12 protein-coding genes are annotated in these 12,858 nt (G+C 44.2%); 7 read left to right on the top strand and 5 right to left on the bottom strand.

Features of this window, described 5'->3' with window-relative positions:
• Positions 1 to 33: 33 nt before the first annotated feature.
• The 6 genes from ACE38W_RS20130 to ACE38W_RS20155 all read left to right on the top strand — a co-directional run bounded on the left by ACE38W_RS20130 (position 34) and on the right by ACE38W_RS20155 (position 5,194).
• Positions 34 to 1,131: a DUF1573 domain-containing protein gene (locus ACE38W_RS20130; RefSeq protein ID WP_375833809.1), complete on the top strand. Its 1,098-nt coding sequence runs from the start codon at positions 34 to 36 to the stop codon at positions 1,129 to 1,131.
• A gap of 152 nt (positions 1,132 to 1,283) precedes the next feature.
• A complete protein-coding gene (locus ACE38W_RS20135) occupies positions 1,284 to 1,595 on the top strand; it encodes a septum formation initiator family protein (RefSeq protein ID WP_375833812.1) in 312 nt (103 codons plus the stop codon).
• 108 nt (positions 1,596 to 1,703) lie between these two features.
• Positions 1,704 to 1,919, top strand: coding sequence for a hypothetical protein (locus ACE38W_RS20140; RefSeq protein WP_375833815.1), 216 nt, complete (start codon positions 1,704 to 1,706; stop codon positions 1,917 to 1,919).
• An 81-nt stretch (positions 1,920 to 2,000) separates the two neighbouring features.
• Entirely contained in the window at positions 2,001 to 2,648 is a 648-nt protein-coding gene (gene nth, locus ACE38W_RS20145) for an endonuclease III (RefSeq protein WP_375833817.1), read from the top strand.
• A 126-nt stretch (positions 2,649 to 2,774) separates the two neighbouring features.
• Positions 2,775 to 3,998, top strand: a complete 1,224-nt coding sequence (locus ACE38W_RS20150) for a nucleoside permease (protein WP_375833820.1) — start codon at positions 2,775 to 2,777, stop codon at positions 3,996 to 3,998.
• A gap of 5 nt (positions 3,999 to 4,003) precedes the next feature.
• Positions 4,004 to 5,194: a Gfo/Idh/MocA family protein gene (locus ACE38W_RS20155; RefSeq protein ID WP_375833823.1), complete on the top strand. Its 1,191-nt coding sequence runs from the start codon at positions 4,004 to 4,006 to the stop codon at positions 5,192 to 5,194.
• A 66-nt stretch (positions 5,195 to 5,260) separates the two neighbouring features.
• On the opposite strand, the gene ACE38W_RS20160 is transcribed toward ACE38W_RS20155, so the two are convergent.
• The 3 genes from ACE38W_RS20160 to ACE38W_RS20170 all read right to left on the bottom strand — a co-directional run bounded on the left by ACE38W_RS20160 (position 5,261) and on the right by ACE38W_RS20170 (position 8,282).
• The gene (locus ACE38W_RS20160) at positions 5,261 to 5,656 is read right to left on the bottom strand and encodes a hypothetical protein (RefSeq protein ID WP_375833826.1); all 396 of its coding nucleotides are present in this window, start codon (positions 5,654 to 5,656) and stop codon (positions 5,261 to 5,263) included.
• Between the two features lie 11 nt (positions 5,657 to 5,667).
• Positions 5,668 to 6,258, bottom strand: a complete 591-nt coding sequence (locus ACE38W_RS20165) for a DUF6134 family protein (RefSeq protein WP_375833828.1) — start codon at positions 6,256 to 6,258, stop codon at positions 5,668 to 5,670.
• A 173-nt stretch (positions 6,259 to 6,431) separates the two neighbouring features.
• Positions 6,432 to 8,282, bottom strand: a complete 1,851-nt coding sequence (locus ACE38W_RS20170; RefSeq protein ID WP_375833831.1) for a 2-oxoacid:acceptor oxidoreductase subunit alpha — start codon at positions 8,280 to 8,282, stop codon at positions 6,432 to 6,434.
• A 296-nt stretch (positions 8,283 to 8,578) separates the two neighbouring features.
• Between ACE38W_RS20170 and ACE38W_RS20175 the strand changes: the two genes are divergently transcribed.
• Positions 8,579 to 9,322: a Bax inhibitor-1/YccA family protein gene (locus ACE38W_RS20175; protein WP_375833833.1), complete on the top strand. Its 744-nt coding sequence runs from the start codon at positions 8,579 to 8,581 to the stop codon at positions 9,320 to 9,322.
• Between the two features lie 811 nt (positions 9,323 to 10,133).
• On the opposite strand, the gene ACE38W_RS20180 is transcribed toward ACE38W_RS20175, so the two are convergent.
• Together ACE38W_RS20180 and kynU are read right to left on the bottom strand one after the other, a co-directional pair.
• Entirely contained in the window at positions 10,134 to 11,513 is a 1,380-nt protein-coding gene (locus tag ACE38W_RS20180; RefSeq protein WP_375833836.1) for a 2'-5' RNA ligase family protein, read from the bottom strand.
• A 9-nt stretch (positions 11,514 to 11,522) separates the two neighbouring features.
• Positions 11,523 to 12,791: a kynureninase gene (gene kynU, locus ACE38W_RS20185; RefSeq protein WP_375833839.1), complete on the bottom strand. Its 1,269-nt coding sequence runs from the start codon at positions 12,789 to 12,791 to the stop codon at positions 11,523 to 11,525.
• Between the last annotated feature and the right edge of the window lie 67 nt (positions 12,792 to 12,858).

Raw genomic sequence — 12,858 nt, forward strand, 5'->3', positions numbered from 1 at the left:
AATAATTCACTTTTCTCCAGATAAACATAGTGTATGAAATCATTTCAATTCTATACATCAATACTGCTACTGGCAGCAATTTCTCTTCTGATAGCCGCATGTCATCTCAAACATCCTGATGCTCTCAGATTCAATGATATCACCTATGCAGCAGCACTTAACACAGCAAAGAAAAATGGGAAAGGAATATTCTTCATTTCCAAAATCAAAGACTGTAGTATGTGTGAGTATATTGAGTTAGATCTATTAAGAGATAAAGAATTTGCAGACGCTATCTATAAAGACTACATCATTGTAACAGTAGACAGAAACACACCAGGATCAGAATGGCTTTCCCGGGATATTTATTCAAGTGCGGCTCCAACCTTTGCCATTGTAGATAACAACGGCGATGTGAAGGGCATCTGGGTAGGCGTTACGCCGAAAAAAAAGATCCTTGGTTATATCGAGCAAATCGCTGCCGGGAAGAAAATGCTTGAACGCTTTAGTCTTACCGATAGCGATACCCTTAGAGGCCGCACACAAATGGTATCCATCCAGGCCATGTTTGATGCTCAAAAAGACTGGGATGAATATAATGCAACCCAATCCCTCCCCGCTAATAACAAGCTGGAAGAAAATCTAAAAAAAAGCATTGCTATTTTTCCATACTTCTATAACAACTATCTGCTTGCAAAATATTACGCTATTCAGAAAGATGCTGTCAATGCCACTAACTATGCCATGAAAACACTAGAATTCGCAGATGCAAAAAGCGCTGGCATGTTCCATTCCTTGCGAAAGGAAATGAACCTGATTATTGACCCTGCATATTCGGAAGATAAAGAGCCATTGGCCTTGGTAGACAGTACCGTAAAAGCACTTGGTAATATTAAGGAAGGTCAGAGTAAAGTGATTAAATTCCAGATCAAGAATGTAGGCGCACAAAAGATGATGCTCAGCAAGGCTTACTCTGATTGCCCATGTACTATTGCAAAACCCCTGCAGGACTCCATCATGCCCGGCAAAACAGGAGAAATACAAGTAACCTATACTGGTAAAACTGTAGGAAGTTTTAATCATATGATACTCGTGCACAGCAATGCAGCCAATCCAATGTTACAGTTACATGTGACCGGCGTAACATATTGATTTATTAAATCATGTATCAAAAGTAACCTGACAGTCAGGAAGATATCTCGGTCGGAAGTCGCCCCAATGGCCTATCTGAATAAATCTGCGTTAAAGTTACTTTTGATACTTCCTCTTATGTATTTTTTCAGGCCTAATTCGTAATTTGCAGTATGTCTAGCCTGAAATCCATAAAAGTACCTCCATTCTTAAAGAACTTCTTCTTTATTACAGGCTGCTCATTTCTTATCTGGATCGCCTTTCTTGACAAAACCAACCTGATGTATCAATACCAGTTCAGGTCGGAAGAGAAAAAACTGGAAGCCCAGAAGGACTTCTTTATCAATGAGATAAAGAAAACAAAAGAAGATCAACAGGAATTACTCTCCAGCCCGGAAAAACAAGAAAAGTTTGCCCGCGAGAAGTATTTTATGAAGAGAGATGATGAAGATTTGTTTATACTTACCCCTGCTCCCCAACAGTAGCGGCTCTGCTATTGCACAGCATAAAAATTTATCTTAAATTAACAATAGATTTTGTACATCTGTCGTTATTAATGCTGTTAACTTTATCTTATTACTAAACTGTAATGCATGAGTAATTTTACACTATCTGTACTTTCTAACCTGTGTCTTGTTACTGCCAGCGACATTTCACACGTTCCCCAGGAACACCCCCAACTCCGTCAGGAAGTGGAAGACAACCTGGAAAATGTGAAATCTACGCTCAATAGTATCCATTACACGCCCAGAAAAGCCACCCTGCAGCTAATATTCGATTACGCCGCCAACAAAGAAAAGCAGGACTAGCTTCGTTTACACAACAACGTTATAATATTCTTTACGGTCATCGCTAAAGACAGCATTTCATTTTTCTCTATCTTTACGCCCATGACCAAAAAAGAGCGATACGCATTTGTGCTCGACTATTTCGAGACCCACGTTCCGAATGCTGAAACCGAACTGATTTACGATAATCCCTACCAACTACTGGTAGCCGTAATCCTTTCTGCACAATGCACTGATAAACGCGTTAACATGACCACCCCGGCCATCTTTGAAAAGTATCCGGATGTGGAATCGCTCAGTCATGCCACCTTTGATGAACTATTCCCACTCATCAGAAGCATTAGCTATCCTAACAATAAAACCAAACATCTCATCGGCATGGCCAACATGGTCATAGATGATTTCAATGGAGAAATACCATCTACTGTTCCTGAACTGGTAAAACTGCCCGGTGTAGGCCGTAAAACAGCCAATGTCATCACTTCCGTGGTACACCAGCAACCAAACATGGCTGTAGACACCCACGTATTCAGGGTTTCCGCCAGAATTGGCTTAACGACCAACGCTAAAACGCCGCTACAAGCAGAACAACAACTGATCAAAAATATCCCTAAAGAAAAAGTACATATCGCCCACCACTGGCTTATCTTACACGGCCGCTATATCTGCCTGGCACGTAGCCCTAAATGTGGCGAATGCCCACTGCGCCCTGCCTGCAAATATTATCATCAACTCGTAAAAGCAAGCTGATATTCACAGAATCCGCCACCACGCAAACTTTTGAAACGCATCGCGTTTCTTTCGGTTCATCATATAAATTGATACCTCGTATTCAAATTTTATTATCTTAAACGACATTTTAAGATTTTAAACGTTATGAGGTTATCAACCCGATTGCAGCTCTCTTTCATGATGTTCCTGGAATTTTTCACCTGGGGCGCATGGTTTGTTACTTTAGGTACATTCGTATTACACAATCTTACCGGCACTACTGATAACGATGTCAGCACCGCCTTCCTTACCCAATCCTATGGCGCTGTCATTGCTCCATTCATTGTTGGCATCCTGGCAGACAGGTTTTTCTCTGCCCAGATCATGCTCGGCGTTATCCACCTTGTAGGCGCAGCACTGCTTTGGTTTTGCGGTGGCACCACCGAATTCGGCGCCTTCTTCCCGCTGATACTTACCTACATGGTACTTTACATGCCTACGCTAGCACTGGTAAATTCCATCTCCTTCCGGCAGATGTCTGATCCCAGCAAAGACTTCTCCCTGATCCGTGTATTTGGTACTGCCGGCTGGATCATCGCTGGTATTATCATCGGCAGACTTGGATGGGAACAAAGCAATACACTGCAACTTACCTTTAAAATGGCTGCCGTAGCCTCCCTGATATTAGGACTGTATAGTTTTAGTCTGCCTAAAACACCACCATTGAAAAAAGGCAGCAAAATCGATGTAAAGGAAATCCTCGGCCTGGATGCCATCAGCATGTTGAAAGACAGCTCTTACTTGATCTTCTTTATATCTTCTATATTGATCTGTATTCCACTGGCATTCTACTATAACTTCACCAACCCATTTCTGAATGAAATCCATATGCAGGCTGCTGCAGAAAAACAATCACTTGGGCAGGTTTCCGAAGTGTTGTTTATGCTGATTATTCCGTTCCTCTTCCGCAGACTGGGAGTGAAATGGATGCTGGGTATTGGTATGCTGGCATGGGGAATCCGTTATTTCCTGTTTGCCAACGGCGACATCAACGCTAACCTCTGGATGTTGATCGTTGGAATCTTGCTCCATGGCGTATGTTACGATTTCTTCTTTGTGACTGGCCAGATTTATACAGATAGAAAAGCAGGTGAGAAATTCAAAAGTTCTGCACAAGGATTTGTAACCCTGGCTACTTATGGCGTGGGTATGCTAATCGGATTCCTGATCAGTGGTCCTATTGTAGAAAGATATAAAACAGGGCCTGCCTCACATGACTGGAAAACCATCTGGATGATACCAGCAGGTATTGCGGTGGCAGTACTGGTACTATTCATGGTTGCCTTTAAAGACAAAGACAAAACTCAAACCCAAGCAATTAACCACTAAGTACTATGGCAAAGATAGCAATGCTGGGCTCCGGCTTTATCGGACGTTTTTATGCAGACTCGCTGCAAGGGCAGCGCAGCCGCGACAAGATCGTCAGTATTTATTCCCGCAGGGAAGAAAGTGCAAAGAAATTCGCTGATGACTACCAGGTAACACACTGGACTACTGTTATGGAAGAAGCCGTGGCAAGTCCGGAAGTAGAAGTTGTCTGTATCTCTCTTCCTAACAACCTGCATGAAGCAGCTGTTGATCTTTGCTGCAAACATAAAAAAGCAGTAATCTGTACCAAGCCGTTAGGCCGTACCGCAGCAGAAGCTAAACGTATGCTGGAAATGGTAGAAAAGGCGGGCATTTTCCATGGCTATCTGGAAGATCTTGTCTATACTCCAAAGTTCCTTAAAGCGCTGGAAAGCGTCCAAAACGGGGCTTTAGGACGTATCCTCTGGGCTAAATCCCGAGAAACACATCCTGGCCCACATAGCGAATGGTTCTGGGATAAAGAACAGGCAGGCGGCGGTTGTATACTGGACCTCGGCTGCCATTGCGTAGAGATCGCACGCAGCTTTATCGGGAAAGATATCAAGCCGGTAGAAGTAATGTGTTGGGCAGATACCCAGGTAAAACCTATTGATGCTGAAGATCATGCTATCGGATTGGTAAAATATGAAAACGGCGCTATCGGCCAGTTTGAAGTTAGCTGGACATTCCGTGGCGGCTTGGATTTGCGCGATGAGGTGATGGGTACAGAAGGTACGATCTGGCTCAACAGCTTCCTGCGCACGGGTTTCGATATGTTTACCACAGGAAAAGGTGCGGATTACGTAGCTGAAAAAGCCGAAAGCAATAGCGGATGGCTATTTCCTGTAGGTGATGAGCTAAACGAACTGGGATACAACCACATGTTTACCGATATGTTCAACGCCATGGAAGGCGGCAATGCCGCCCGTGAAACCTTCTATGATGGATATGTAGTAAATGCCATCCTGGACGCAGCCTATAAAAGTGCTGCATCTAAACAATGGGAGCCTGTTCAACTCGAGATCTGGAGAGGAAAAGAAGGCATCTCCAAAGAAAAAACATCACAGGATTATGACGACAAATACTATCTCGTTAAAGAAGAGATGACGCATTTTGGCGCAAAAAAATTAATCCTTAAAGATAAGACCACTGGTCAGATTATTGAACGAACTGTGTAGTAGTAAACTGGTTTTTCATGTAAAGGACAACAGTGTTGTCCGCATTCAAGAAAGCTGAGGATCTCCTCAGCTTTTTTTATGTGTACCAATTAGACCTTTGGAGATATAAAACTCAAAACCTTTATGGAGTAAGAGTTTCACGTCTTTCATCAACAGTTCGTCCGGCTTACTGATATGGAAGCAGGACTTACCTTTTTGTAGTTTTTTCAGAGCGGTGGGAACGGCTGTAAACTCCTCCGGATGGGTATAGATCGGGAAGAAATACAGCGCTGCATACTTTTCATATGCGGCCACTCCTCCAAAATACAAGGATGGATAGTCTTTCCCTGCAAGAGTAACCTTATGGGGATAATACATATCATATCTATTGTTATTCGCATCAACACGCGGAGATAATGGTGGCACATAGTCATCCAATAAAGCATGGATAGTGCTATAAATACCAGGGATTACTTCAAGCATAGATGAAATTCTCAACTACTTTTTACAATGAGGGCCTTGCCGAAAGTATGATCTACTTCTACCTGTATGAGCGTACCATTGTCGTATTTATAGACATTACGCTTTCCTTCAGGTAGTTGCAACTCATAAGCTCCGTTGCCCAGTGCTTTTATCGTCAGAAATTTGCCAAGAGATTCAGAAAAAGTACGGGTAACATGCTTCGGCTCACTGAAATACAAGTCTCCCACACAATGCAGAATTTCCGTATTACCTAAAGTCTGTCTTTCCCCATTACTTACAATCGTGTAGGCATTTCCTTCCCGGCGGGTCATGGTTTGCTTGTCCTCCCCTTTTTTGCCGGTAATACGGCTAGACCTTGCCTGAGTAAGTATATCGTTAGTGTATTCATTGCTGATATCACTATTAATCTTTGACAACATCACCTGTATATGTGTTTTTATGGAGATGTTTTTCGTCTGGCCGCTGACATGTTGATGAGCTTCGATGGTGCCCACTGAATGGTTAGCGACTTTTACTTCGTAGGTATTCGTTTGCGCGTTTAAAGGCAACGAAATTACAGCTAGGATAACAATGCATAGCAATACGCGAAAAAGGCTGTTCATAAAACATAATCTTAAACTACAAAAAAATCAGTCCGAAGAAGTAGCTGTAATATTCTTCGTCTTGTTAATGTACAAAAAAATCAGCAGGAATTATGATAATAAAAATGGGCAAAGCGCATTAAATCTGCACTTTGCCCATAAATGATATGAACGTGTTATGATGTTCGTTTCAGTTAAGCCAGCATTTCCTTGATTTTGGTAACCAGTTCACTTTTGGTGATAGGTACGCCCATAATCTTATTATAAGCCTGTGCATCAATCAGGTATTGATCACGAATAATTTTGATCAGCTGACCATTATTAATTTCCGGAATCAGTACTTTATCGTAGCTGTGGAGGATTTCGGCCAGGTTTTTAGGGAATGGGCGCAGGTGGCGAAGGTGTGCGTGTGCTACTTCATGGCCTTCTGCGAGCAGTTCGAGTACTGCACTTTTGATTGCGCCGTAGGTAGAACCCCAACCCAATACCAGTACTTTACCTTTTTCAGGACCGATTTCTATAGTTTGTAAAGGAATATGGTCTGCGATTCTGTCTACTTTTTCCTGACGGATTTTAACCATCTGCTGGTGATTTTCAGGATCGTAGCTCACGTTACCAGTGATATTTTGTTTTTCCAGACCACCGATGCGGTGTTCCAGACCAGGCGTACCAGGAACTGCCCAAGGGCGTACCAGGTTTTCATCGCGTTGGTAAGGAAGATATTGTTCTTCTCCTTCGGCCAGTTCCGTTTTAAACTTCACTTCGATTTCTTTCAGGTCAGCAGCTTTAGGGAAGCGCCAAGGTTCAGCACCATTAGCAATATAACCATCGCTGAGAAAGATAACTGGTGTCATGTGCTGCAGGGCGATGCGGGTAGCTTCAAATATGGCATTGAAGCAATCAGCAGGCGTAGAAGCAGAGATAACAGGCATTGGGCACTCTCCATTACGGCCATAGTAAGCCTGGAGCAGGTCAGACTGTTCTGTTTTCGTAGGTAAACCTGTAGACGGGCCACCACGTTGAATATCGATGATCAGTAAAGGAATTTCCAGCATAACTGCCAGTCCCATTGCCTCTCCTTTGAGGGCCACACCAGGACCAGAGGTGGTAGTAACACCAAGGTGACCACCATAGGAAGCACCGATAGCAGCGGTGATACCAGCAATTTCATCTTCCGCCTGGAAAGTGCGGATACCGAAATTTTTCAGGCGGCTCAGCTCATGCAGGATATCGGAAGCAGGTGTGATTGGATAAGTACCGAGGAATAGCGGCAGACCGGCTTTCTGGGCAGCTGCTACCAGGCCGTAAGACAAGGCGGTATTACCAGTAATGCTACGATAGGTACCCGGTTCCATGCGTGCTTTTTCAACACGGTAGCGGGTACTGAAGGCTTCCACTGTTTCAGCGAAGTTGTATCCTGCGTGCAGTACTTTCAGGTTACTTTCGAGGATTTCAGGTTTTTTACCGAATTTATCACGGAGGAAGTTTTCGGTATTTTCCATGTTACGGTCGTAGAGCCAGTAGAGGAATCCGAGGACGAACATGTTTTTCGCGCGGTCTTTCTCTTTCATACCCAGGGAGCTTTCTTTGAGTGCTTCGCGGGTCATTTTGGTAACGTCCATGGTATGGAGCTGGTAATCCACCAGGGAACCATCTTCCAGTGGATTAACACCATCCGGGTAGTTTGCCAGGCGAAGGTTTTTAGAATCGAAACCATCGGTATTGGCTATGATGATACCGCCTTTTTTAAGACCTTTGAGATTGGCTTTAAGGGCGGCGGCGTTCATGGCTACGAGTACATCGCAGGCATCGCCGGGGGTGAATATACGGTTAGAAGAAAAATGGAGCTGGAAACCACTTACACCCGCCAAGGTACCTTGCGGGGCGCGGATTTCAGCAGGGAAATCAGGGAAAGTACTCAGGTCGTTTCCTATTAATGCGGTATTATTTGAAAACTGGCTACCTGTAAGCTGCATACCATCGCCACTGTCTCCTGCAAATTTGATCACTACATCCTCCAGCTGTTGAATCGAAGTATTTGGCATCTATTGATCTTTTTAGGTATTCTATTTAAGAGTGTAAATTTAGGTAATCGGCAGGTTCTAACCCCTATTAATATCAGGCAAATGTATAGACCAGCCCCTGACCCAGGCACAAAAGTACACAAAACAAGTAGACTATTAACAGCAGAAACGTGCTATGCTATTACTTCTAGTTATGGGTGATAACCAGAAGTTATTTATCATAAAATGCTAATATTTCTACAAAAATTATATATCTGCAGGGTATCTATCAAGGGGAATGCGTAAATTGGCAGCAATAAAATTTAAACTATATTTCTATGGCACTATTTCAATCGAACAACCCTGTACTGAAACAAAGCATTTTCGATAGAGCTGCGCAACAGCAGGGAGAGGCCATGAGCATCCGTGGTACCGTTAACAAGATGTCGTTCATGTTGTTGCTATTAGTGGCGGCAGCAGTATTTTCATGGGGCAAGTTCATGATCGGCGGTGTGAGCATGGTGAGTGGCTACATGATAGGCGGAGCTGTTGGTGGTTTCGTACTAGCTATGATTATCATTTTTAAGAAGGAATGGTCAGGCTACCTGGCTCCTGCATATGCATTGGCAGAAGGCCTGTTTTTAGGTGGTATTTCTGCTATGTACAGCAACTTGTATCAAGGTATCGTAGTACAGGCTATCGGTCTTACTTTCGGTACATTTGCCGCAATGCTGATCCTGTATCGTGCCGGCATTATCCGTGCAACGGAGCGTTTTAAATCTATTGTATTTACAGCTACAGCCGGTATTGCTATTTTCTACCTGGTTGCAATGGTATTGCGTCTTTTCCATGTAGATATTCCATTGATCAGCGGTGGTGGTATCTTAGGTATTGGCTTTTCTCTGGTGGTAGTAGCAGTAGCAGCACTGAATCTGATCATGGATTTTGACATGGTGGAACAAGGTGTTGCGCAGGGAGCACCTAAATATTTTGAGTGGTATGCTTCCTTTGGTTTGATGGTTACCCTGGTATGGTTATACTTGGAAATCCTCCGCCTGTTAAGCAAATTGAACAGACGTTAATCTTTTCAGAAAGAATTATAAAAAAGGGCCTCCTCTAATCTGTAGAGGAGGCTTTTTTTATGCAGATTATTTCGGCTCAAAGTCAGTACTGGCGTGAAAAACCAGATAAATACCACATTGGTTTTCTAATTGCAAATCATCAACAAAATTGTTAATGTCTTCCAAAAGAATTGTTAAAGGGCAAAATATCAATCTTTTATGGCACCGTGTTTGCAAAATTATAATCAGAAAGCAATTAGTACAATTATAGCCAAAGAGCAATAGTTGGTTTTCATAGGGGTTAATCAAAAAGCCGGTTCCGTACTTCTGCACGGCCGGCTTATTTTTTTACTGCACTTTATATGATTAGCATTCCTCACATTATAAATATGGCATTCAATTAGGGAGAAAAATTCCACAGGGATTGTTAAAAGCACATTAATCCTTTTTTGGGCAATAGGGGTAAATTGAAAATCAGCCGTCATTTAAGAAAGCATATGAATATTACCAAACCTACAACCGTAAACAGGGTAGCAATCATAACTTATGCTGGATTGGGTATAGGATGGCTTTTGATGATGTCAGTAATTTTCAATTGTATTCTCTGATAACAGGCGGTTTGGCTGTAAACTCCGTTTGTTATTGGCGAAGGAACTGTACGTAGGCATCAGTGGGCTGTTTAGCTTACTGACAAAGGGATTAATGGACAGGCTTTTAGTTAGCGTGGCATCAATACATTAAGCATCGTATATCCTTCTCTGTTACGCTGTTAAAAACAAAAAGGGTCTCTACTGAGTAGAGACCCTTTTCTATTATTTGAGGTGTGCAATTATTATGCGCCACCGAGTTTGCATTTCTGCAGTACTTCCCATGATTTGCCGTTATGGCGGAGGAAGTAAAGGTTATTCACCTTAAAGCTGGCAGTATACTCTTTGTTTTCGTATTCAGGCCAAGCTTTGTTGAACTGATCATCATCGAGGTCTTTGAAGGCCACGGTAACGTGAGGAGTGAAACCAGTACGAGCGAGCATGGTACTGAATCCAAATTCCTTACGCAGGAAGTTGATCAGTTGACGGTGCATAGCTGACATTGTTTCGCTTTTTTCAACGTTGATGAAGAGTACGCGATTTTGTTTATTCGGGAAGGTACCGAAGCCGTTGAGAGAAACTTCGAAAGGCGCCTGTGTTTTAGCGAACTCGGTGAGTTCGTCGCAGAATGCTTTTTCGAGAGCTGGATCAGCGGTGAAAGGTACTTGCAGTGTAATATGAGGCAGTACTTTGAGTGCGTACAGCGGTCCATATTGTTCTGCGAACTCCTGTTTGATTTTAATGATTTCTTTACCTACTTCTGCAGTTGGCAGGAGGGCGATAAAGTATATTTTGTTATCAGGTTTAGGTTCACGATTGAATGGTCTTCTTCCCTGCATAGGGCGTCCGCCACCGCCGCCGCGGTTGAATCCGCCGCCGCCACCGCCGCCACGATTGTAGCCACCGCCACCACCGCCGCGATCGTAGCCACCACCGCCACCGCGGTTGTAACCACCACCACCGCCGCCGCGATCATAGCCACCGCCGCCGCCGCCACGGTTGTATCCACCACCGCCACCGCCGCGATCGTAGCCACCACCGCCACCGCGGTTGTAACCACCACCACCGCCGCCACGGTCGTATCCACCGCCGCCGCTGCCACCGCGATCGTAGCCACCACCGCCACCGCGGTTGTAACCACCACCACCGCCGCCACGGTCATATCCACCGCCGCCGCTGCCGCCGCGATCGTAGCCACCACCGCCACCGCGGTTATAGCCACCACCACCGCCTTCGCGATTGTAGCCACCACCGTTGTTGTCACGGTTGTAACCACCGCCGCCGCGATCGTAGCCACCACCGCCTTCGCGGTTATAGCCTCCACCACCTTCACGGTTGTAATTGTTTCCTCTGTCGTAACCACCGTTTCCACGGTCGTAGCTTCCGCCGCCTTCGCGGTTATAGCTGTCACGATTGTTGTAGTCGCGCTGGCGATACCCGCCTTCACGGTCTCCATTGTAGCTAGGACGGCCTTCGCGGTCCCCGCTGTTGTAGTCGGGTTTTCCACCCTCCCGCTCACTGTTTAAGTTGGGTTTGAAGTCACCTCTCTCCTTATTGGGATCATTCTCTTTGTTGGTATCAGAAGAGTAGGGCCTGCGGGGGCGTTCGTTTCTCTCAAAATTCATCTTACTTAATTAAGCGTTTGAAGCAATATTTGCTATGATTTCATAAAAATGAAACACATCTTGATAAGAGTTATACATGGGAGCTGGGGATACCCTGATAACTCCGGGCTCTCGCCAGTCTACGATGATACCGGCATCCGTCAAGCGTTGATGTATCTCTTTACCTTTATCCTTGAACAACAAAGATAGTTGTGCGCCACGTTCATTACAATTTTTAGGTGTAATTATTTCGAAATTTATGCCTTTGAGCTGATATAACAGGAACTCCAGGTAGTTGGTCATTCCTTGACTTTTGGATCTTAAAGCGCCGATACCGGCTTCTTCGAATAATTCCAGGGAGGCTTTTAAGCTTACCATGTTAAACACCTGGGCGGTGCTTTGTTGCCATCCCTCAGCTGAATCTTTAGGCACAAAACCTTTCTCCATTTTAAAACGTACGCTCTCTTCGTTGCCCCACCAGCCACCTAAGCGGAGGAATCCGCGGTTGCCGGAATGCTTTTCGTGCACAAATGCGCCTCCTACAGCGCCAGGGCCTCCGTTCAGGTACTTATAAGAGCACCATACGGCAAAATCTACGTCCCAATCGTGCAATGCTACCGGAATATTTCCTGCTACGTGCGCCAGGTCAAAACCTGCATAGGCTCCAACTGCATGTGCAGCGGCCGTTATAGCGGATATATCAAAAAATTGTCCGGTATAATAATTTATTCCACCAAATAAAACTAATGCTAAACTATCACTTTCCCTGTTAATAATATCTAAAATATCTTCAATTCTGATTAAATTCTCGCCGGGCCTTGGGGAAACTTCTATAATCGCATCTGCCGGTTCAAATCCGTGAAATCTAACCTGGGTTTCTACCGCATATTGGTCACTCGGAAAAGCTCCTGCTTCCATTAACACTTTAAACCGCTGTTTGGTTGGCCTGTAAAAACTTAACATCATGAAATGTAAGTTAACAGTCAGTGTATTCATTACCGTTAGTTCCCGCTGACTCGCCCCTAAGATTGAGGCCATCGGTTTACTACAATATTGCTGATAATATAACCATGGATTTTTCGCATGCCAATATCCCTCAACTGCAAACTCCTGCCAGTCAGATAATTCCTGCGCTATTGCTGCTTTAACTCGCTTGGGCTGTAGTCCCAACGAATTACCACATAAATATATTGCGTCCTTTCCATTTCGTTGAGGAAAATAAAACTGCTCTCTAAATCTGTTTAACGGATCCTGTTGGTCCTGCTCTTTAGCATATGCTAACGATGCTACGTACTCCATGGTCTTCCAATCTCTTTTAATGGCTTAATGGCTGCTGATTATCCTATACCCGCTAAAATCTAAACTT

Source organism: Chitinophaga sp. Hz27, assembly GCF_042263525.1.
Classification (GTDB): domain Bacteria; phylum Bacteroidota; class Bacteroidia; order Chitinophagales; family Chitinophagaceae; genus Chitinophaga.

Bases quoted from the DNA above. Each gene is read 5' to 3' on its own strand.
- ACE38W_RS20140 (WP_375833815.1), top strand. From the start codon at position 1,704: ATGAGTAATTTTACACTATCTGTACTTTCTAACCTGTGTCTTGTTACT.
- ACE38W_RS20135 (WP_375833812.1), top strand. From the start codon at position 1,284: ATGTCTAGCCTGAAATCCATAAAAGTACCTCCATTCTTAAAGAACTTC.
- ACE38W_RS20170 (WP_375833831.1), bottom strand. From the start codon at position 8,282: ATGCCAAATACTTCGATTCAACAGCTGGAGGATGTAGTGATCAAATTT.
- ACE38W_RS20165 (WP_375833828.1), bottom strand. From the start codon at position 6,258: ATGAACAGCCTTTTTCGCGTATTGCTATGCATTGTTATCCTAGCTGTA.
- kynU (WP_375833839.1), bottom strand. From the start codon at position 12,791: ATGGAGTACGTAGCATCGTTAGCATATGCTAAAGAGCAGGACCAACAG.
- ACE38W_RS20175 (WP_375833833.1), top strand. From the start codon at position 8,579: ATGGCACTATTTCAATCGAACAACCCTGTACTGAAACAAAGCATTTTC.
- ACE38W_RS20130 (WP_375833809.1), top strand. From the start codon at position 34: ATGAAATCATTTCAATTCTATACATCAATACTGCTACTGGCAGCAATT.
- ACE38W_RS20160 (WP_375833826.1), bottom strand. From the start codon at position 5,656: ATGCTTGAAGTAATCCCTGGTATTTATAGCACTATCCATGCTTTATTG.
- ACE38W_RS20150 (WP_375833820.1), top strand. From the start codon at position 2,775: ATGAGGTTATCAACCCGATTGCAGCTCTCTTTCATGATGTTCCTGGAA.
- ACE38W_RS20180 (WP_375833836.1), bottom strand. From the start codon at position 11,513: ATGAATTTTGAGAGAAACGAACGCCCCCGCAGGCCCTACTCTTCTGAT.
- ACE38W_RS20155 (WP_375833823.1), top strand. From the start codon at position 4,004: ATGGCAAAGATAGCAATGCTGGGCTCCGGCTTTATCGGACGTTTTTAT.
- nth (WP_375833817.1), top strand. From the start codon at position 2,001: ATGACCAAAAAAGAGCGATACGCATTTGTGCTCGACTATTTCGAGACC.